We start from the raw sequence: 18999 nt of genomic DNA, 5'->3' as shown, positions 1-18999 counted from the left end.
GTCAATCGAGCCTGATATGTCGCGGTTCCGGCATCCGTCAGTAGACTCGGAGGCGCTGCGACTGGCGCGCATCCCGGCAGGGGTGCTCCGTGGAACCGACCACGAGGAAGCGGCACACTCCGAGCCTGTCCGGAGGCGTCACCACCGGAGAGCCGTCCGCCTGGGCATCCGGGTCCATGCCGCAGCAATGCGCCCAGACCCGGGAGGATCCCGTGACGACACCCGAGAACCGCCGCCCCGCGCTCGCCGCCACCGACCCGCAGCTCGCCGCCCTCGTCACCGCGGAGGAGCAGCTCCAGGCCGACACCCTGCGCCTGATCCCCAGTGAGAACTACGTCTCCGCAGCCGTGCTGGAGGCATCCGGCACGGTGCTTCAGAACAAGTACTCCGAGGGCTACCCCGGCAAGCGGTACTACGAGGGCCAGCAGGTCATCGACCAGGTGGAGGCGGTGGCCGTCGAACGGGCCACGTCCCTCTTCCACATGGACCACGCCAATGTGCAGCCGTACTCCGGCTCGCCCGCCAACCTCGCCGTGTACCTGGCGTTCCTCGAGCCGGGCGACACCGTGCTCGGCATGTCGCTGCCGATGGGCGGTCACCTCACGCACGGCTGGGGCGTCTCCGCGACCGGCACCTGGTTCCGCGGGGTGCAGTACGGCGTCCGGCGTGACACCGGCCGGATCGACCTGGACGAGGTCCGTGACCTGGCCCGCGCCGAGCGCCCCAAGGTGATCTTCTGCGGCGGCACCGCCGTGCCCCGGACGATCGACTTCGCCACCTTCGCCGAGATCGCCCACGAGGTCGGCGCGGTCCTGGTCGCCGACATCGCCCACATCGCCGGCCTGATCGCGGGCGGCGCGCACCCCTCACCCGCCCCGTACGCCGACGTGGTCTCCACCACCACGCACAAGACCCTGCGCGGCCCGCGCGGCGCGATGCTGCTGAGCCGGGCGGAACACGCCCGCGCCATCGACCGCGCCGTCTTCCCCGGCCTTCAGGGCGGCCCGCACAACCAGACGACGGCGGCGATCGCCGTGGCTCTCAAGGAAGCCGCGACCGCCGACTTCAGCGCCTACGCCCACCAGGTGGTCGCCAACGCCCGCGCCCTCGGCGAGGAGCTGGCGTCCCGCGGCTTCGACCTGGTCTCCGGCGGCACGGACAACCACCTCCTGCTGATCGACCTCACCGGCAAGGACGTGCCCGGCAAGATCGCGGCGAAGGCCCTGGACCGGGCCGGGATCGTCGTCAACTACAACACCGTTCCGTACGACCCCCGCAAGCCCTTCGACCCGTCCGGCATCCGCATCGGCACCCCGGCCCTCACCTCGCGCGGGATCCCCGTCCAGGAGATGGGCACGGTCGCGGAGTGGATCGACCGGGTGGTCGAGGCGGCGCGCACGGGCGACGAAGCCGCTGTCGAGAAGGTGCGCGCCGAGGTGAAGAACCTGATGGACGTCTACCCGGCACCGGGGCTGCCGGTCGGCTGACCGGTCCCGGGCGCCTCGGCGGGCAGCCGGGCGATGAGCAGTGCCACGTCATCGGGATCACCGGGGCGGCGCAGTGCCCGCAGGAGCAGGTCGCAGGTCTCCTCCAGGTCGCGGTGGGCACCGGCGAGCAGGGACAGCAGGAGATCGAGCCGGTCGTCGATGGCCTGGTCGCGGGTTTCGACCAGGCCATCGGTGTACAGGACCAGCTGATCACCGGGATCCAGGTCGATGCACGTGGTGTGGAAGGGGACTCCGCCCACTCCGAGGGGGGCGCCGGTGGGCAGGTCGAGCAGTTCGGGGGCGTGACCCGGCCGCATGACGACCGGTGGCAGATGGCCGGCCAGCGAGATGCGGCACTGCGAGCTGTGGGGGTCGAAGACGGCGTAGACACAGGTGGCGATGGTGTGTTCCACGTCGGCGGTGGCCCGGTCGAGATAGTGCAGGACATCGGCCGGATCGAGGTCGAGCTGCGTCAGGGTGCGGGTGGCGGTGCGCAACTGGCCCATGGTGGCGGCGGCGTCGATGCCGCTGCCCATGACATCGCCGATGACCAGGGCTGTCTTGTCGTCGGTCAGCGCGATGACATCGAACCAGTCGCCGCCGATCTCGCTGGTGGCGCCGGCGGGCTGGTAGCGCTGGGCGATCTCCAGGCCCATCCGGTCGGCAGGCCGTTGCGGCAGCATGCTGCGCTGGAGGGTCAGGGCGGCGTGCCGCTGGCTCTGGAACAGGCGTGCATTGTCGATGGACACCGCCGCGCGGGCAGCCAGCTCCCCGGCCAGGACGGTGTCGTCTTCGTCGAAGGGCGCCGGGTTGCGGGCACGCATCAGGCCGACGGCGCCGATCACCTCGCCGCGGGCGATCAGCGGAACCGCCAGATACGAGTGCACCCCGGCCGTGTCCAGGAGTGCCGCGGCCTGGTGGTCCCGGGCGACGCGGCGCAGATCGTGGCCGGTCACCTTCGCCCTGAGCACGGGACGGCGGGTGAGTACGGTCTGGGTGATCATCCGGTCGGCGTCGTACTGGGCCATGTCGCCGGGGGGATCGACGGCCCGCGTCGCCTCGGTCGGGTAGGCCGACGCCACCGCCAGCGCCCTGAACCGCGCCGGGCCGAAGGTGTCCGCGCTGGTGCGGTGGCCGAGCACGACGCACTCGAGGAGATCCACGGTGGCCAGGTCGGCGACCTCCGGTACGCACACCTCGGCCAGTTCGCGGGCGGTCTGTTCCAGGTCGAGGGTGGTGCCCATCCGGACGGAGGCGTCGGCGATCAGGGCCAGCCTGCGCCGGGCCCGGGCGGCGTCGGCGGCCGCCCGGTGCTGCTCGGTGACGTCCACCACGGAGGTGGCGAGCCCCAGCACCCGCCCGCCAGGATCCTCCAGCCGGTAGAACGACACCGACCAGGCGTGGTCGATGCCGGGGTCGCCCAGACTGCGGCCGGCCACGAACCGGTCCAGCAGCGGCACACCCGTGGACAGGACCTCGCGCATGTCCGACTCGATGGAAGCCTCGTTCAGGAAGGGCAGCGCCGTGCTGGCGGGGCGCCCCGCCAGCACGGCCGGCGGCAGGCCGTCGATGCGCGCAAGCACCGGGTTGACCAGCACGAACCGCAGGTCGGTGTCCATGACGCCCAGGCCGAACGGGGACTGCGAGACCAGCCGCATGGAGAGCGACAGGTTCTGCTCCACACGGTTCAGCGTGCCCTGGTCGGTGGCGATGCCCAGCGCGTAGAGGCTCCCTTGTTCGTCCTGCAGCCGCGTGTTGCGGAATTCCACCAGCCGGGTGACGCCGTCCTTGTGCCGGATCGGGAAACTCCCCGCCCAGGGCTCCCCGCTCTCCAGCACCCTGGCGAACAGCTCGATCACCGTCTCCAGATCCTGCTCGTCCACCAGCAGCCGGGCCGCGTACTTCCCCAGCGCCTCCTCGGCCGAGTAGCCGAACAGTTCGTCGGCCTGCGGGCTCCAGAACACGATCCGTCCGCGGTCGTCCAGCACCACCGCGGCAAGGCTCAACACATCCAGCAGACCACCGGGCGCCGACACACCCGCCCGGCGGAGCCCGGCCCGGAACGCGTCGGCCGTACTCATCCCCGGCACTCCTTCCGCTCACCTGCACGGCAGCCTCGTGCCGGCCCGGCCCGGCCGCGCCCTGCGTATCCCGCCTCGCTGCGGCCTCCTCCATCGTCCCTCCGAACCGGATACGCAGCACTCCATCGACGGGACGCAGTCGTGGAGGCGATCAGGCGTGGTCGGGCGGGGGAGGGCGTACAACCTGCGAGGGACGGGACCCGGATGCTCTGCCGGGGTGCGTGATGAACACCCCGCCGCACAGCCTCTCGGCTGATCGGGGGGTTCTGCACGGCACCCGATTCTCCGGCGCCCTTCCAGGATCCGCACCTGCGCACCCGGCCCCGGAGGCCGTGGATGTGTCACGCGCTGTCGCAGGTCGAAGGCGCTGCCGGCGGTTTCTGAGGCGTTTCGTCGGTGTCACAGGACGACAGCGCACCGGGAGCGGAGCCACCGGCGCGGCGCTCGCATCCCAAAATCGAACACGCGTACCATTCGTGTGTGCCCATGTACGACTTTCCCGAGGATCTGCGCGACGCCCAGCTCGCGCTGCACCGGACCCGCGCCGCGTACGAGCGGTACGCCGCCGGCCTGCCGTGGTCGGCCGAGCCGATGCCGGGCTGGGAAGGTGAGAAGCAGCCGTACACCAGCTTCCGCTCCGGCAAGGCCGACAGTCCCGGGTACACGGCGGAGCAGGCCGCGGAGGTGGCCCGGTACCGGGCGGAGCTGCTCCGGCTGAGCACCCAGGTGGCCACCCACTCGTACTGGGCAACGCTCGACAGCGGTGTGGTGGACGCCCGGATGGCTCTCAAGCACGCCCATGAGACCGCGGGCGAGGCGGTGTAGCCGTGTCCGATTCCGGGTCGATATCCCGCCTGGACAAGCTCCGGGCCCTTGAGGAGTGGCTGGACTGGCAGCTGCGCCAGACCCGGAACCGGGTCCGCGAGCTCGAGGTCCAGGAGCGGCAGGAGCAGCAGCGCCGCGAGCGGGCGAGGGCCGAGCTGTCGTGGAAACTCCAGCCCCAGCGGTCCGGCGGTCCTGCGTTGCTGCATCGCGGTGGCTGTGCGGCGTACACCGCGCAGATGGGGTTCATCAACCGCGAAGAGGCGCTCATTGCGATGAACGAGCCGGACATCGAGCCGTGCCTGGTCTGCAATCCGCAGACGGGCCTGGGGTAATGGGGTAGAGCATGCGGGCCGCTCCGGGTGCCTGCATCCGGTGCCAGTGGTGGATCTTCCGCCACGCCCGCATCAAGTCCGAACAGGCTCACGTCCATCGTCGCGACCATCCCACCCTCACGATCCACATGGGGGCTCCGGGACTCCCCATTTCCCTGCGCCCACGGCCTCCGTGCTGCGAGGGGAGGAGTAAGGGGCGACACGAGCGGCCGGGGCCCGGTGCTGCTGAACTGCCGCGCCGACAAGGGGGTGCACGGGGAGTCACGCGCGGCGGCCTGGGAGGGGAGGGGGCGGTGTGGTTCGGGCTCGTTGAGCCGAAGGGGTGACCCCGCTCGCACCTGCGCGTGACGTCGTGGTGACGCGGATAACTCGTGCGATAACGGGCATTTGGACGTGTTGCGGTGGGTCACCACCGCGACGGAACGCCTGCACGCCGACGCCCGGTTTTGCGCTTCGTCACCCACCCCGGAGAGGTCTCCGCCCCCATGCCCAGAACGATCGATCAGGTGACCAAGGCACTGCGCGGGGCCTGGCGGCACGGCACGCTGTGGCCATGGTGCCTGGCGGCCGTCGCGACGGTCTGCGGCTACGCCGTGGCCACCGTCTTCCACCCCGGATACTTCAGCAGGGACAGCAAGTACCAGCTGCTGCAGGCGCTCGGGGACCAGCCGGTGAGCGACTGGCATCCGCCGGTGCTGGCGCTGGTGTGGCGGATCCTCATCCGGACCACGGGAGCCGTCTCGGCGATGGCCGCCCTTCAGACCGCCGTGCTGTGGGGGTCGCTGTGGGTGCTCGCCCGCCTGGTCTGGAAGAAGACCGGCAGCCGCGGCCTCTCCCTCGCGATGCTGGCCGTCGGCCTCGCGCCCCACATCATGAACTTCACGGGGGTGGTGTGGAAGGACGTGCACCTGGCGTACGCACTCCTCGCGGCCTGCGCGGTCGCACTCACCGCACGTGAGCTGCCGGAGGGCCGGACCAGGACCCGCTGGGCCCTGCTGGTGCTCGGCGTGCTGTTCATCGTGTACGCCGGCATGGTCCGTAAGAACGGATTGCCCGCCGTGTTCCCGGTCTTCGCCCTGCTGGTCCTCGCAGTGTGGCCCGCCCCGGGCCGCCGCCGCTGGCTGGCCGCCATCGGTGTTTTCGTCGCGGTCACCGTCGCCGGCAGCGCCGGCGTGTCCGCGGCCACTCATCCGCTGGCCACCCGCGTGTACGCGGTGATCCCGGTGGACGACCTCGTCCATGTGCTCACCCCGGCCCAGGTGCGCACCGCGGCCGAACAGGCCGGCGGGAGCGCGGACTTCCGCGACCGTATGGTCACCGCCGCCATCGACTGCCGGAAGCGGAACATCCCGTCCGACGCGTACCTGCAGTGCTTTCCCTACGACCGGCCGTTCGACGTGACGGAGCTGAGCCGGCACGCCGATGTGCTGGTCCGGATGTGGACGCAGCAGATGCCGAAGCACTGGAGGGGCTACGCCGAGTACCGGGTCCGGGTCTTCACCAAGCTGCTCTTCCAGGACAACCAGTTCTTCCAGAACGGCACCTATCCCGAGCCCGGCGGCCGCCTGCACGAGATCGCGGCGGAGAATCCCGTCAACGAGACGCTGAGGTCCGCCCTGCAGAACTATGTGACCGGTTCCGTCCGCTACCTGCCGATGCTCTTCCAAGGCTGGTTCTGGCTGGCCGTCTCCCTGGTGCTCGTGCTGCGCCGCCGCTGGCCCGGCCCCTACAGCAGAGAACTCCGGCTCATCGGGGCCAGCTCGCTCGTGTACCTCCTCGCCTACCTGCCCACGGCGCCCGAGTCCAACTTCCGCTACGTGTACTGGCCCGTGCTCTCCGGGACCGTCGCGCTCCTGCTCATCGCGAGCGCGTACGTGGCGCGGCGCCGCGCGGCGGCCAAGGGCGGTGCCGAGGAGCCGGATGCCCTGCCCGCTGCCGTACCGTCGCCCGCCCGGGCGGCTCTCAGCCGTGCGTGAGATGTGCCCGCTCGCCACTCACTCGTGATCCGTGACGCACAACGACAAAGGGTCGGACCCAGTGAGACTGGGTCCGACCCTTTGTGCTTGGCACTTTGCCTGGTCAGCGGCTTGATCACGCTGTCCGGACTGCGGTGCCCCCGGCAGGATTCGAACCTGCGCACCCGGCTCCGGAGGGCGTAGCTCTATGAGGCTCGGCTACCCATCTGAGCTGTGAGAACGCTTGACCGGGCTTGGACCGGTGGCTCACTCACTCGCTACTCACTCGTGGTAGCCGATCGAAGCTCCTCGTGCTGCGACGGTCCACAGGCGTACGGGCACAGCCGCCCGTGGCTCATTTCATGGACTCCTCGTCGCGGACACACTGAACGAGCTCCTCCCGCCGGAAGGGGTAAAGCCGTTGTGGTCGGCGACCTCATCATCGGCGGGCGCCTCGTCAAGGAGCTGGTATAGCTCGCGTCCAGTTCCGTGCGGTGGGATTGTCGAGCCTCCCCCCGTCCGGTCGGCATCCAGCTCCGGGAACGGGAACCGGCAGGATAAGTCGCCCTTGTGGCACCTTGCACGGTTTTAGACACCTTCGTCCTCGACGCGCATTATGCGGCGGAGCTATAGGACTGGACTGTGAGGTCGAAACTTTGACCGTATTCGGTACAGCCCTGGCGGATCCCGCTAGGCTCCGACATGTGCTCGCCGGGACGGCAAGCCGAGCAAGTCGAGTGTAGAAACGGGCAGTGATCGAGTGGGGTCAAGTGCGGTCGGCGTGGGGGAGCAGGAGCTTCCGATGCCGTTGACATTGGGGGAGCTGGAGTCGTATCTGGCGAAGGCGGCTGATCTGCTGCGGGGCAGCATCGATCAAGCGGACTTCAAGGCGTACATCTTCCCGTTGATGTTCTTCAAGCGGATCAGCGATGTGTACGACGAGGAGTACGCCCGCGCGCTGGACGAGTCCGGTGGCGACCACACATATGCGGCGTTCGAGGAGAATCACCGGTTCACCATCCCCGAGGGATGTCACTGGGCAGACGTGCGCGAACGCACCGAGAACGTTGGTGAGGCGCTCAAGACCGCCTTCCGCGGGATCGAACAGGCCAACCAGGGCACGCTGTACGGCATCTTCGGCGGCGCGACCTGGACCAACAAGGACAAGCTCCCAGACAGCAAGCTGATTGACCTGATCGAGCACTTCTCGACCAAGACCCTTTCAATCTCCCAAGCCGCCCCCGACGTGCTGGGACAGGCGTACGAGTACCTGATCAAGCGGTTCGCCGACCAGTCCAACAAGAAGGCCGGCGAGTACTACACCCCGCGCCAGGTGGTCGCGCTATTGGTCAACATCCTCGACCCCCAGGAGGGCGAGACGGTCTACGACCCAGCGTGTGGCACCGGCGGCATGCTGATCGAGGTCATCCAGCACATCAAGGCCCGCGGCGGTGACCCGAAGACCGTGCTCGGCAAGCTATACGGCCAGGAGAAGGTGCTCACCACCTCCGCGATCGCCCGGATGAACCTGCTGCTGCACGGCATGGAGGACTTCCACGTCGAGCGCGGCGACACGATGCGCGACCCGGCCTACTTCGACCACGGCCGGCTGGCCAGGTTCGACTGCGTGATCGCCAACCCGCCGTTTTCGTTGAAGAACTGGGGCCACGAGCAGTGGGCCTCCGATCCGTGGGGTCGAAATGAGTTGGGCGGGGTGCCGCCGAAGGGATACGCCGACTGGGCCTGGGTCCAGCACATGCTCACCTCCGCTGCACCCATCGGAGGAAGGGCCGCGGTCGTCCTCCCTCAGGGCGCCCTGTTCCGCCAGGGTGCCGAGGGCCGCATCCGCGAGCACATCCTCAAAGCCGGCTTCGTGGAGGCCGTCATCGGCCTGGCGCCCAACCTGTTCTACGGCGCCGGCCTTGCCGCCTGCGTGCTGATCCTGCGCTGTCAGCGCCCCGCCGAGCAGCAGGACAAGGTGCTCTTCGTCAATGGAGAGTTGCTCTTCAAGCGCGGCCGCAACCAGAACACCCTCGAGCCCGACCACGCCGAGACTCTTCTGAAGGCTCATCAGGAGTACGCCGACCAGCCCGGTCTGGCCGCGGTCGCGACCCTGGAGGATATCAAGGCCAACGGCTGGAACCTGAACATCCCGCTGTACGTTGAGCCGGCCGAGGTCGGCGAGCAGATCACGCTGGAGCAGGCCTTGGCCGGACTGGAGACCGCGCGCGCGAAGACCCGCGAGACCCGCGCAGCGCTGGAGGCCGAGCTGGCGAAGTGGGGGCTGGGCGCATGACCACGAGGAGTCCGAAGCGGATCACCCAGCGGGAACTGGAGTCCTACCTGTGGGGTGCCGCAGTGCTGCTGAGGGGGCTGATCGACGCCGGGGACTACAAGCAGTACATCTTCCCGCTGGTCTTCCTCAAGCGCCTCTCCGACGTCTATGACGAGGAGCACGCCGCCGCCCTGGGGGTGTACGGCGACGAGGAGATGGCCGACCTCCCGGAGAATCACCGCTTCGCCATCCCCGACGGCGCCCACTGGGTCGACCTGCGCAAGGTCACCAGCAATGTCGGCACAGCGCTCAAGGGCGCGATGCGGGCCATCGAGTCCGCCAACCCTGACACCCTGACCGGCGTTTTCGGCGACGGCGAGTGGACCAACAAGGACCTGCTCCCCGACGACACCCTGTCCGATCTGATCGAGCACTTCTCCACCAAGACGCTGTCGGTGGCGAACCTGCCCGAGGATGAGCTCGGGCAGGGCTATGAGTACCTGATCAAGAAGTTCGCCGACGACTCCGGCCACACCGCCCAGGAGTTCTACACCAACCGCACCCTGGTGCACCTGATGGCCATGATGCTGGAACCTCAGCCGGGGGAGTCGGTCTACGACCCCACCTGCGGTACCGGCGGCATGCTCATCTCCACCGTCGCCGAGCTCAAGCGCCGGGGCAAGGAATGGCGCAACCTGCGCCTCTACGGTCAGGAGCTCAACTACGGCACCTCGGCGATCGCGAAGATGAACCTCTTCCTCCACGGCATAGCCGACGGCCACATCGGCCACGGCGACACCCTCGCCAAGCCGGCACTCCTCGACGCCCACGGCCAGCTGCGGACCTTCGACATCGTCCTGGCCAACCCGCCGTACTCCATCAAGACCTGGAATCGGGCCGCGTTCATGAAGGACCCCTACGGCCGCAACATGTGGGGCGTACCGCCACAGAACCGGGCTGACTACGCTTTCCTGCAGCACATCGCGAAGAGCCTCGACCCGAGGACCGGCCGTGCTGCAATTCTCCTGCCGCACGGTGTGCTGTTCCGTCGGGACGAGGTCGTCGTGCGGGAGGGCTTGGTCGAATCCGACATGGTCGAGTGCGTGCTCGGGCTTGGTGAAGGGCTGTTCTACAACTCGCCGATGCCAGCAGCCGTTGTCATCCTGCGTACGCAGAAGCCACGCGAGAGGCGAGGCAGAATTCTGCTGATCGATGCGAGCAAGGAGGTTGCGCGCGAGCGGGCGCAGTCATTCCTCCGCGCAGCGAACCAGACGAGGATCCTCGATGCCTACCAGGCTTTCGAGGCCGTCGACGGCCTCGCAGCCGTGGCGACCATTGATGAGGTCCGCGAGCGTGGGTACTCGCTGGCCATCTCCTCGTACGTCACCTCAGCGACGGGCAGCAGCGCTAGCGCTGATGGTGAGTCGCTCGATGTCGCACTGAAGAAGTGGCGTGCGGCCGCAGCGGAGTCTGACCGGGCGGTCGAGGAAGTCCTGGCAATGCTCGGCGAGGAGGTGTCTCGGTGAACCTCAACCTGGACAAGTCCGCTTGGAAGCGCGTCGCTCTCGGCGACGTCGCCAAGCACGTCACCGATCGCGTCGATGCCGAGACGTCTGGACTCGAACGCTTCCTCGCGGGTGAGCACATCCCTAGCAACGACCTCGCAATCACCCGGTGGGGCGTCATCGGGCGCGACCCGATCGGGCCGATGTTTTACAAGCGGTTCAAGCCTGGCCACGTCCTTTACGTCTCACGGCGCTCCTACCTGCGTAAGACAGCCGTCCCGGAGTTTGAGGGCATCACTGGAGAAAAGACATTTGTGCTGGAGAGCCGTGATGAGTCGGTCCTGCTCCAGCGGTTCTTGCCGTTCGTCCTCAGCGCTGAGGTGTTCCACTCGTACGCGGTTGCCAACTCCCGCGGTTCGGTCAACCCGTACATCAACTGGACAGAGCTGGCGAACTACGAATTCGACCTCCCACCTCTCGACGAACAGCAGCGCCTCGCCGACCTTCTCTGGGCCATCGAGGGGCACCGGCGTTCAGTCGTGAGCGCGATGGCGGCAGTCCTCAGTGCTAGGTACGCATGGCTAGGCAATTCGATCGGCAGCCTCGTGGACAGAGAGACTGTGCCGTTCGAGCGTGTATGGGCTCGGTCCCCCGAGAGCGGGTGGTCCGCTGCACCTGTCGACGAGGTGACAGGCCACTATGTGCTGTCACTGGCAGCCATCGGCCCGTTCGGCTATCGCGCCGGCCAATTGAAGAACGTTCCGGACAGTTCCGAGGTGAGGGCGGCCAGACTCAATCAGGGAGACCTGTTGATCTCGCGAGCGAACACAGTCAAGGCCGTCGGCCGCCCCTGCATTTTCACGGAGGATCGGTCAGACGTCTCGTTCCCGGACACGATGATGCGTCTGCATCTCGTTGACGACGTTCAGCCCGCATTTGCAGAGGCAGTTCTCGCGAGCCCACATGGGCGCAAGCACATGAGGAGAAGCGCCGCTGGGAGTGCGACAAGCATGGTCAAGATCAACCGTCAGTCGCTGTCTCGCTTGGCGTTTCCGAAGGCAACCGCTAAGGAACAGAACGAGTTCCTTGACAGGCTTACGCGATTCGATGAAGCGGCGAAGTTGGCGCAGTCCGATCTCCTCGCACTGGATACCTCACGAGGCACCGTGTCTGCCGAGATCTTCGGAGGTGCCGGGTGACCTTCAACGAGGCGAACACGGTGCGCGATTTCATCCGAGATCGCGTGACCTCAGCCGACGTGCGGTTCGTGCCGGGGCGCCATCTGCCGCGGCGTACGGACGAGGTGCTGCTGGACCAGCAGGTGCGGGAGGCGTTGATCCGCCTCAATCCGGCGATCGAGGCGGAGCCGCAGCTGGCCGATCAGATGATCTACCAGCTTCGGGCGATCCTGATCTCGGCTCGAAACACGCCGAACCCGGTAGTGGCTAATGAGGAGTTCGCGGCGTGGCTGACGGGGCAGAAGTCGATGCCGTTCGGCCCCAATGGTGAGCATGTGACGGTGCGACTGATCGACTTCGGCCACCCCGGTGAGCACAGTGCGAACGACTGGATCGTGTCGACCGAGGTGACCTACAGGGTCGGGCGGTTAGAGCGGCGTTTCGATCTGGTGATCTGGTGCAACGGGTTCCCGTTGGTCGTGGGGGAGGCGAAGTCGCCGGTGCGGCCGGCGTACACCTGGATCGATGCGGCGGCGCAGGTGAAGGAGGACTACGAGGTCAACGTCCCAGCGTTCTTCGTGCCGAACGTGCTCAACTTCGCCACTGAGGGCAAGGACTTCCGCTACGGGTCGGTCGGGATGCCGGTGGAGCTGTGGGGGCCGTGGCGGGCGGATGAGTCCGGTGAGGACCACATGCCGGTGAAGGTAGGCCTCGCGGCGGTCAAGGAGGCGGTCGAGGGCGTTCTGGATCCGGATGTGATCTTGGACTTCCTGCGGTTCTTCACGCTGTTCGCGACCGACAAGAAGCACCGCAAGATCAAGGTGATCGCGCGGTTCCAGCAGTTCCAGGCGACCAACCTGATCGTGGAGCGGGTGCTGCACGGGCGGATCAAGCAGGGGCTGATCTGGCACTTCCAGGGGTCGGGGAAGTCGCTGCTGATGGTGTTCTCCGCGCAGAAGCTGCGCGCGATGGCGGGGCTGACCTCGCCGACGGTGATCATCGTCGTCGACCGGATCGACCTGGACACCCAGATCACCGCGACGTTCAATGCCTCCGACGTACCGAACCTGGTCTCAACGGAGTCCCGCAAGGAGCTTCAAGAGCTCCTAGCTGCGGGGGCGCGGAAGATTATCATCACCACGATCCACAAGTTCGGCGAAGCACCCGGTGTGCTGGACGCGCGCAACAACATCATCGTGATGGTCGACGAGGCCCACCGCTCCCAGGAGGGTGACTACGGCCGCAAGATGCGCGAGGCGCTGCCCAACGCGTTCCTGTTCGGGCTGACCGGGACACCGATCAACAAGCGCGACCGCAACACGTTCATGTGGTTCGGCTCCGAGGCCGACGAGCACGGGTATCTCTCGCGTTACTCCTTCTCCGACTCCATCCGCGACGGCGCCACCCTGCCGCTGCACTTCGAGCCACGCCTCTCGGAGATCCACCTGGACGAGGAGGAGATCAAAGCAGCCTTCGATGAGCTCGCCGACCGCCACGGGCTCACCGAGGAAGAACGCAGCACCCTGTCAAAGAAAGCCGCCTCCCTGGAGGCGCTGATCAAGGCCCCCGGCCGGATCCGCAAGATCGCCGCCGACATCGCCGAGCACTTCACCACAAAGGTCGAGCCGCAGGGCTTCAAGGCGCAGGTCGTGGTCTACGACAAGGCCACCTGCGTGGCGTACAAGGGAGAACTTGACCGCCTGTTGGGTCCGGACGTGTCCACGATCGTGATGTCCACCAGTCGCGGTGACAAGCCGGCGTGGAAGCAGTGGACGCCGGACCGGGAGGAGCTGGAGCGGATCACCACCCGCTTCAACGACCCGGCCGACCCATTGAAGATCATCATTGTGACCGCGAAGCTGCTCACCGGCTTCGACGCCCCGATCCTCTACGCCCAGTACATCGACAAGCCCCTGCGCGAGCACACCCTGCTCCAGGCAATCTGCCGCACGAATCGGGTCTACCCGCCAGCGAAGACCCACGGCCTGATAGTGGACTACCTCGGCATCTTCGACGACGTCGCCAAAGCCTTCGAATTCGACGACAAGTCCGTACAGCAGGTCATCTCCAATATCTCTGTACTCCGCGAGCAGCTCGGCCCCGCGATCGAAGCCGCTCTGGCGTTTTTCCCGGGCGTCGACCGCACCGTCGGCGGCTATGAGGGTCTGATCCAGGCCCAGACCGCGATCGACTCCGACGAGTCCCGCGACGCCTTCGGAGCTGCGTACAGCGTCGTCGCCCAGCTATGGGAGACCCTCTCCCCGGACCCAATCCTGTCCGAGTACGAGTCGGACTACCGCTGGCTGACTGACGTCTACCAGTCTGTGCAGCTCACCGACGTTACGGGCCGACTGGTTTGGCACACGCTAGGCGCCAAGACCCTCGAGCTCATAAACAATCACGTCACCGTCGAGGTCCCCCGCACCGACCTGGAGACCATCGTCCTCGACGCTCAGGTCATCGAGGACCTGATGACCGGCAAGCGCAAGGATATCGACCCCGTCGAGGTCGAGAAGTGGATCACCGCTCGCATCGCCAAGCACGTCGGCAACCCGGCCTTCATCGAGCTCGGCCATCGGTTGAATGCTCTGCGGGAGAAGTACGCCCACTCCCAGCAGGCATCACTGGAGTTCCTCAAGGAACTCTTCGCGCTGGCGCGAGACACAGTCGCAGCGGAGAAGGCCGCCGCCGAGGTGCCACGCGAGGAGCGCGGAAAGGCCGCCCTGACTGACCTCTTCGAGTCACTCAAGAGCGAGGAGACCCCGATAATCGCCGAGAAGGTCGTCGACGAGGTTGACTCCGTCGTCCGCACGGTCCGCTTTGACGGATGGCAGGACACCAACGAAGGCGATCGTCTCGTCCAGCAGGCGCTCCGCAAGGCGCTCTACATCAAGTTCAAGATCCGCGACCAGGATGTCTTCGGGAAGGCACTGGGATACATCCGGGAGTACTACTAGCTGCTCCTTGTCCTGGTCAGGAGAGAAGGGCTCCCTCCCCAGGGCCTCCCAAGAGGACACCTAGAAGTGAAGGGTCGGGTCTCTGAGCTGTGACCGTGTAGTCCATCAACGCTGCGACCTGCGGCTTAGCTGTCAGTGGTTGTCGGCGTTGGTCGTCGTTGAGCACCCCCGTGCGGCCCAGAGACGGCCGGGGCTCCGTGCTCTCCCGGGAACCGACCTCTTCGTCCCGAAGCAACGTGTCTAGGGGTTTGCCACCTGTGCTGGTGTGCCTGTCAACTGTGCTGATAGTCCGTTGGCGGTCCACGGTTGTTCGCTGCCGTGCGCCGGCGTTGTCACGCAGTTAGACACTCACCGAGTGCGGCGTCACTTCATGAGCCGGTCGCTGCCTGTGCCGGGCTGCGTATGGACCGACGTTGACTGTGGCTGTCCGCCATATCTAGTGCCCTTCTGGTGCAGCCACTGACCTAATGATTCACAGTCCTGCAGAGAGTGCTTCGCCTCGGCTCGGATGTCGATTCTATGTGGCGTTGTGAACCTGGGTATCGGACACTGTGGACCAAACCTGCTGGTGTTCGCATCTAGAGATTTGGACAAAGATTTAGCAAAGCGCATATCCACCGCCCCGGTGCGAGTACGCTCCGTCGCTACGCTGATCTGCGGTCACGGAGCGTACTCGCACCGGGGCGGTGGATCGCAAGTCTTAGCTGAGTGTGACCGGATTTTCGGGGCAGTCAGGGCCGCCAAATTCCTGCTTCAGGCGGCGTTGTGCTCGCTCGACCTGCCATGTTTACCTCGGTAGCCGTCGTGACACACTGGAGTGGTGAGCATGTCAGACAACCCGGACGCGAGAGTGTATACGCTCAGTGTGCAATGGCCCCCTGAGCAGCCTAAGCCGCAGGTGGCCAATCAGTTCGCCATTTCCCTGGGGGTGCCCACGGGTGATGGCCCCGACGCTGTGTATCTCATGATCGGCCACGTTGATCCGCCGTTCGTGGTTGGGCCGCCTGATGACGTAGCGGGTCAGGTGGCCAGCCTTGGGGCTGTAACGGTTGACGTTCTGGGCCGCTACGTCTTTACTCGTAGTAGACTTGATGAGTTGATCCGACTTCTGCAAAACGCTGCAGACGCTTACGATCAGGCGGCAGGGGGCGAGCCAGATGCAGGTGCAACTAGGTAGCTACCAGGGCCAAGCGTCGCAAGTGATGGTGATCACCGCGACCTCGCAAACAAGCGCAGAAGTGTTCCCATGGATGACCAGCGGTGACGCACCGGCGCGAAGCTACAAAGATGCCGTGAACGCGCCCCTGAGTCGAGCCACAGTACTCGCCCTCCGTGATCGCCTGCGGGCTGGGAGTGTCCCTCGCCGTAAGGTGCGTAAGCGGGCTTGATCGAACTTTCGTGGCGGGTGGCTACGAAAGCGGACAAAGCCCTACTCCAAAGTTTCACTTGCGTGGAGCCAGCGCGAAAGCTCCCCAACGGCCGTTCGGCGCCGCATCACCGCAGGTGGGAGCAGGAGGTGCAGACTTGGTTCCGCTCCGGAGACGCGCTTGCTGACGCCAACCATGATGCCGCATACGGTGGTCGCCTTCTGCTCGGGTTCGCAGCGGGCGACCTTGCGGTGTGTGTCTCTCACGCGCGTCTCAGGAATCCTGGTGTCGAAACTCCGCTCCGCTGTCAGCTGGGCTTCGACGGGCCTATCAGAGCATTGAAGGCCGTCGGCGTGGCGTGTCCCTACCGGGGGGCAGGTGGACAGGTCGCGGATCAAGCCTTGGATGACGTCTTTGCAGACATGTTGGCTGAGGAAGGGGACCAGCCGACTCTCGTCATTGGTCGGATTGATAGTCGGAACAAGCCCAGTGAACGGTTCGTAGCCAGAAACCAGTTTGAACTAATTGACGATCTTCCCAGCGAAGGTCAGCTGAGGAACTGGTTCACGATCATTGAGACAGATGACGTTGGCTGATGGCTTTCGCACCGCGGCGAGTACTCCTATCGCAGAGGTCGGTGGAGTCTCATGGGGCTCGCCTTCTTGCCCTGGTTCTCGCCACGGATCTTCGCGGAGTGGGTTCTCGCAGCTCCGGGGTCCAGCGACTGGCGGGGCGTCCTCTGAGCGACTGGGGCGATGGGTGGCCCGGATGGGAATCGCTCGACTACGTTGCGCTGGAAGCCCATGTGCTTCTGACGGGCGAATCCGATGACTGTGGCGACGCGTTCTACGACGCTGTGGATGCCCAGAAGAGTAGTGAGGCGAGGCCCCGAGACCCTGCCGACGAGCGTTGGGATGTCCGCGACGAAGAGGAAGAAAGCCGCAAGCTGTGGGGGCTGAGTAGCATGTTCCCGCTCAGCGTCGACGCATGAGATCTCGGCCGCTGACCTGCACGAGGTGCTGACGGCGCGACTCTTCAATATCCTTGGTCAGTACGGCACTTGGAGGGGTTGAAGCTGTGGCCGCATCCCTATCAGGTCGGTCCGTGGGCGTCGCGCACCACGGCCAATCCTGGCCGGTGCTGGGTCCACCTGCCGCGTGAGTCCGGCGGGATTCGCCGGTAACCGGCAGTGTTGGTTCAGCCGCTGATGTCATCGCCAAATGGCTCGCCTGACACGCCTTGTGTCGCCTCGACTTCCTCGCCCTCGTCGCCACCCACGGAGTCGAGCAACCGCTGCCGTGCCTGCTCCAGGCGACCGGCGTAGTCGGGCATGAAGATCTCAACGAACGACTTCTCCAGGGTGCCGGAGATCGCGTAGATGCCTAATGGGATTCATCGGGCCGTGAGAGAGACTACGGTCCGTAGCCGCCAGCAGGTGAGCACTCTCCATGCCGGAGCCATTCGAGCTCTGTGGTCAGACCGTGCCCCTGCTGGTCGGCCGGGAGGCCTGACTGCTGATGGGATGGCGTGCCCGCCGGGCGGTTGGGCGTGAGCACTGGATCCATTAGGGCGCGAGCCGTGCCTTCCGTCGGCTGCAGGCAAGTACCGGACGAGGGCAAGGAGTTGAGTGTTGTTGCTGTTCATAGGCGATGACTGGGCCGAGGACCACCACGATGTCGAGCTGCAGGACGAGACAGGCCGGAAACTGGCCTCAGCCCAGCTGCCCGAGGGTGTGGAGGGCATCGCCAAGCTGCACACGCTTATAGCCCGGCACGGCGGCGAGGACCTGGAGTCCGAGAAGGTAGCGGTCGGGATCGAGACCGACCGCGGCCCTTGGGTGCAGGCGCTGATCGCAGCCGGCTACCGCGTCTACGCGATCAACCCGCGCCAGGCCGCGCGGTTCAAGGAACGGTACGGCACCTCCGGGGCCAAGAGCGACAAGGGCGACGCACACGCGCTCGCCGATATGGTCCGCATCGACGGCCCCCAGCTGCGACCCGTCGCAGGCGACAGCGACCAAGCCCAGGCCGTCCGCGTGGTCGCCCGCGCCCACCAGACCCTGATCTGGGAACGCACCCGCACCTTCCAGCGGCTGCGCAACACACTGCGCGAGTACTTCCCGGGCGCGCTGACTGCCTACGCGTCCCTGGAGCTGACCAGCACCGATGCCCTGGAACTGCTGGTCAAGGCGCCCACCCCGGAGCAGGCGGCGAAGCTCACGAAGCCGCAGATCACCGCGGTCCTGGCCCGGCACCGACGCCACCACCGCGACCAGAAGGCCGGCGCGATCCAGGCCGCACTCCGCGAGCCCCAGCTCGGCGTCGCCACCCCGGTCGCGGCCGCCTACGGCGCCGCCGCGACCGCGCACGCCAGGCTCCTGATCGCCCTGAACGAGCAGATAGCCATGATGGAAGAGCAGGTGAGCGCGCATTTTCGTGAGCACCCGGACGCTGAGATCTACCTGTCGATGCCCGGCATCGGCGCGATCACCGGCGCCCGGGTGCTGGCCGAGTTCGGGGACGACCCCACCCGCTATGCCTCCGCGAAGGCCCGCAAGAACTACGCCGGCACCAGCCCGATCACCCGTGCCTCCGGCCGAACACACGCCGTTCAGGCCCGCTACGCACGCAACAACCGCCTCGCTGACGCCCTGCACCGGCAGGCGTTCTCGGCGCTGAACACCTCGCCCGGAGCCCGGCGCTACTACGACAAACAGCGCGCCCGCGACGCGGGCTACAACCCCGCCCTGCGTCAGCTCGGCAACCGCCTCGTCGGCATCCTCCACGGATGCCTCAAGACACGCACCCCCTACGACGAGTCCACCGGGTGGTCACACCACGCGACCCTCTCGGCCACCACTTGACACCAAAACGGCATGGGATGTCTGACCAGACGGCACGGTCCGGGACGATTGCATCGAGCTCGTCGGACTTCATCATCACCTCATAGAGCCAGTCCGACAGCACGAACGCTTGGTCGTGCGTGAGCTTGATGACCACCGGTTCCTCATCCACGCGGTCAAGGTACGCGACGGTCG

The 18999-nt window shown here is 66.5% G+C and carries 12 protein-coding genes; 10 read left to right on the top strand and 2 right to left on the bottom strand.

Annotation, left to right across the window (positions count from 1 at the left end):
* The first annotated feature begins 176 nt into the window (after positions 1–176).
* The gene (gene glyA, locus OG878_RS13860) at positions 177–1487 is read left to right on the top strand and encodes a serine hydroxymethyltransferase (protein ID WP_443049253.1); all 1311 of its coding nucleotides are present in this window, start codon (positions 177–179) and stop codon (positions 1485–1487) included.
* Here the strand turns inward: glyA and OG878_RS13855 are convergent.
* On the bottom strand, positions 1457–3568 hold the full coding sequence (locus OG878_RS13855; RefSeq protein ID WP_328887083.1) for a SpoIIE family protein phosphatase: 2112 nt from the start codon (positions 3566–3568) through the stop codon (positions 1457–1459). The two genes, glyA and OG878_RS13855, sit on opposite strands and share 31 nt — an antisense overlap.
* 486 nt (positions 3569–4054) lie before the next feature.
* Between OG878_RS13855 and OG878_RS13850 the strand changes: the two genes are divergently transcribed.
* The 8 genes from OG878_RS13850 to OG878_RS13815 all read left to right on the top strand — a co-directional run bounded on the left by OG878_RS13850 (position 4055) and on the right by OG878_RS13815 (position 16558).
* A complete protein-coding gene (locus OG878_RS13850) occupies positions 4055–4393 on the top strand; it encodes a hypothetical protein (protein WP_328891230.1) in 339 nt (112 codons plus the stop codon).
* Positions 4394–4395: 2 nt separating this feature from the next.
* On the top strand, positions 4396–4725 hold the full coding sequence (locus OG878_RS13845; protein ID WP_328887082.1) for a DUF6233 domain-containing protein: 330 nt from the start codon (positions 4396–4398) through the stop codon (positions 4723–4725).
* A 485-nt stretch (positions 4726–5210) separates the two neighbouring features.
* A complete protein-coding gene (locus OG878_RS13840) occupies positions 5211–6701 on the top strand; it encodes a hypothetical protein (RefSeq protein ID WP_328887081.1) in 1491 nt (496 codons plus the stop codon).
* Positions 6702–7482: 781 nt separating this feature from the next.
* Positions 7483–8976: a type I restriction-modification system subunit M gene (locus OG878_RS13835; protein WP_328887080.1), complete on the top strand. Its 1494-nt coding sequence runs from the start codon at positions 7483–7485 to the stop codon at positions 8974–8976.
* The gene (locus OG878_RS13830) at positions 8973–10481 is read left to right on the top strand and encodes a type I restriction-modification system subunit M (protein ID WP_328887079.1); all 1509 of its coding nucleotides are present in this window, start codon (positions 8973–8975) and stop codon (positions 10479–10481) included. Before OG878_RS13835 ends, OG878_RS13830 begins: the two co-directional genes overlap by 4 nt.
* Positions 10478–11659 (top strand): restriction endonuclease subunit S, encoded by a 1182-nt coding sequence (locus OG878_RS13825; RefSeq protein WP_328887078.1) that lies wholly within the window; start codon positions 10478–10480, stop codon positions 11657–11659. The genes OG878_RS13830 and OG878_RS13825 overlap by 4 nt, the downstream gene beginning before the upstream one ends.
* Positions 11656–14595 (top strand): type I restriction endonuclease subunit R, encoded by a 2940-nt coding sequence (locus tag OG878_RS13820; protein ID WP_328887077.1) that lies wholly within the window; start codon positions 11656–11658, stop codon positions 14593–14595. The genes OG878_RS13825 and OG878_RS13820 overlap by 4 nt, the downstream gene beginning before the upstream one ends.
* Positions 14596–16111: 1516 nt before the next feature.
* Positions 16112–16558 (top strand): hypothetical protein, encoded by a 447-nt coding sequence (locus OG878_RS13815; RefSeq protein WP_328887076.1) that lies wholly within the window; start codon positions 16112–16114, stop codon positions 16556–16558.
* Positions 16559–17159: 601 nt separating this feature from the next.
* Here OG878_RS13815 and OG878_RS13810 read toward each other — a convergent pair.
* Entirely contained in the window at positions 17160–17294 is a 135-nt protein-coding gene (locus OG878_RS13810) for a hypothetical protein (protein WP_328887075.1), read from the bottom strand.
* 301 nt (positions 17295–17595) lie between these two features.
* Between OG878_RS13810 and OG878_RS13805 the strand changes: the two genes are divergently transcribed.
* A complete protein-coding gene (locus tag OG878_RS13805) occupies positions 17596–18825 on the top strand; it encodes an IS110 family transposase (protein WP_328891083.1) in 1230 nt (409 codons plus the stop codon).
* Positions 18826–18999: the final 174 nt, after the last annotated feature.

This window comes from Streptomyces sp. NBC_00316, from assembly GCF_036158715.1.
Classification (GTDB): Bacteria; Actinomycetota; Actinomycetes; order Streptomycetales; family Streptomycetaceae; genus Streptomyces.
Note: the sequence above shows the minus strand (reverse complement) of the source record. Positions and strands in the feature narration are given on the sequence as shown.